The organism is Streptomyces sp. NPDC002619 (assembly GCF_042889305.1).
In the GTDB taxonomy this organism is placed as follows: Bacteria; Actinomycetota; Actinomycetes; order Streptomycetales; family Streptomycetaceae; genus Streptomyces.
The window spans coordinates 1-2606 of record NZ_JBIAQV010000133.1 but is presented as its reverse complement, the minus strand read 5'-3'; the positions used below and the strand labels follow the sequence as shown (position 1 = coordinate 2606).

Here is a 2606-nt window from a genome sequence, read left to right as displayed (position 1 = left end):
TCTGGTGACCAGGATGATAGGAGCCCGGTGACGGGAGACTGTCACGCCGGGATCTGTGGGAGCCCGGGGGTGAAATTCCCCCGGGCCACCCGACCGACGGCCTTCTTCGCGAAGGAGAGCGACCGGTGAGCAAGACTTGCCGGTTCATCCATGCGGAGAAGGCCCACTTCACCGTCGTGCTGCTGTGCGCCGTGCTCGGCGTGGCCCGCTCCTCGTACTACGCCTGGGAAGCGGGAGAGCAGGCCCGTTCGGTGCGCGAGCGCGAGGACCTCGCCCTGGTCCACGAGATCACCGTCATTCACGTCGCGTCGAGGAGAACGTACGGCGTTCCGCGCATCCATGCCGAACTGCGCCGCCAGGGCCGCCTGGTGAACCGCAAGCGCGTCGAGCGCCTCATGCGCGAACACGGGATCGCCGGTCACAGCCGCCGCACCGGGCGTCGCAGCCTGACTCGTGCCGACCGCAAGGCGGCCCCGGCCCCGGACCTGATCGGGCGCGAATTCACCGCTACCGCCCCGGGCCTGCGGGTGGTCGGCGACATCACCTATATCCCCACCGCCGAGGGCTGGTTGTACCTGGCGACCTGGCTCGATCTGGCGACCCGCGAGGTGATCGGTTACTCGATGGCCGATCACCACCGCGCCGGCCTGGTCGGCGACGCCCTCGACATGGCCGCCGGCCTGGGCCTCTTGGAGAACGGCTGCATCATCCACACGGACCGCGGATCGGAGTACACCTCGACCCAATTCCGCGTCCAACTAGGGCAGTTGGGGCTCCGGCAGAGCATGGGGCGGACCGGGATCTGCTTCGACTGTCAGTCTTTTCGCACCGGATCCCGCAAGGATCGGGTAGCCCCGGCTGAGGCGGTCTGACTCTTGCTTATGACTGACCCCGTGAGTGTCCTGGCGTTGATCTGTCGACCGCCCGGCCGGGCACGCAGCAAGCGCTGCCGCCGGACGGACGTGACCTGATAAGAGCCTGGAGCCGACTCGCCAAAGCGTCCCCGTGACAGTCCTGTCCGGCCGGCCGGCGACAGCGTGAACCCCACGCTACCGACCGGAAGGAACTCCGTGCAGACCAGCGAGCAACCCAGGTCCGGGCACGTCGTGGTCGGCGTCGACACGCACAAGCACGTGCACGTCGCAGCGGTGATGGACACAATCGGCGGAATCCTGGCCACCCTCACGATTCCCACCGACACCGGCGGCTTCCAACAACTGGCGGACTGGGCAGACTCGTTCGGTAACGTTCTGGCCTTCGGGATCGAGGGCACCGGCTCCTACGGCGCCACGTTGACCTCATTCCTGCGCAGGGCCGGTCACAAGGTGGTCGAGGCCGGACGCCCGGACCGGCGGCTGCGGCGCATGAACGGAAAGTCCGACACCCTGGACGCCGAGAACGCCGCCCGCGCCGTGCTTGCCGGGTTCGCGACGGCCACGCCGAAGACCGCCGACGGCGAGGCAGAGATGATTCGCCAGCTCAAGATCGCCCATGACCAGGCCGTTGACCAGCGTGCGGCGGCAATGGTCACAATGAAGGCGATGCTCGTCCACGCCTCGGACGCCCTGCGCCGGGAGACTGCCGGCAAGACACAGATCAGCCTGGCGCGGCAGCTGGCAGCTCTGCGTCCTCGCCGTCTGGAAGGACCCGAGGACGCCCTTCGGCACACCCTGCGGACGCTCGCCAAGCGGTGGCAGTACCTGGACGCCGAGGCCAAGGAACTGACGAAGATAATTGGCGACCTGGTCCAGCGGGTCGCCCCGCAACTGCTCGAGCCCTTCGGTATCGGCGTGGACACGGCCGCGGAGATCCTCGTCGTGGCCGGCGACAATCCCGAGCGGATCAAGTCTGAGGCCGCCTTCGCCAAGCTTGCGGGCATCGCTCCCGTGCCCACCGGCTCCGGTATGACCGGCGGCAGGCACCGCATCAACCACGGTGGCCACCGGCAGCTGAATGCCGCGATCTACCGAACCGTCATCGTCCGTATGCGGTTCCACCAGCCCACGATCGACTATGTCGCCCGCCGCACCGCCGAGGGCAAGACGAAACGCGAGATCATCAGATGCCTCAAGCGCTACGTCATCCGCGAGGTCTACCACCTGCTTCGGCCGGCCCCACGGACGGCCTCCGCGGCGAGTTGACAACTATAGGAGCGTCAACGCAGTCCCATCGCCTACGAGACAGCACTCGAAACAACATCAACTACCCTGGCCCAAGCCGCATAGCTCGTGTCTAGAATTCCGGGTCAAGCCCCAAGGCCGGGAAGTTAGCGTTTCTGCAGGTCACGCAAGGGATTCGTCATCTCTGTGATTGCCGTGTAGCGGCCCGTGCGGACTCTCTTGATCATCCTCTCTCGGTCCAGCGAGCGAGTTGTCGATAGGTGGCGACGAGGGTGACGTCGCCGAGGAGCTCGGCGATCTCCCTTGAGCGCCACAGCCGTTCGGGTTCTGCCTGCAGGATGGCCAGGACACGTGCCATGCGGCTGCCGGTCTTGCCGTTGCCGGTGTTCTTCCGGACGGTCGTCGCGGGCAGTGCGGGCTCCGGCGATGGCGGCGGCAGGAGAGTGATCGTCGTCGAGGTCACGACCTTGCTGCCGTCGGGGCGAC

Annotated in this window: 2 protein-coding genes and 1 pseudogene; 2 read left to right on the top strand and 1 reads right to left on the bottom strand. The window is 67.0% G+C overall.

Going from position 1 to position 2606, the window contains the following annotated elements; all coding sequences use genetic code 11:
- Positions 1-125: 125 nt before the first annotated feature.
- A complete protein-coding gene (locus ACFYXB_RS45735) occupies positions 126-872 on the top strand; it encodes an IS3 family transposase (RefSeq protein ID WP_389591418.1) in 747 nt (248 codons plus the stop codon).
- 198 nt (positions 873-1070) lie between these two features.
- Positions 1071-2141, top strand: coding sequence for an IS110 family transposase (locus ACFYXB_RS45730; RefSeq protein ID WP_389591417.1), 1071 nt, complete (start codon positions 1071-1073; stop codon positions 2139-2141).
- Between the two features lie 202 nt (positions 2142-2343).
- On the opposite strand, the pseudogene ACFYXB_RS45725 reads toward ACFYXB_RS45730, so the two are convergent.
- Positions 2344-2606: pseudogene (locus ACFYXB_RS45725) on the bottom strand (hypothetical protein); the annotation flags it as partial.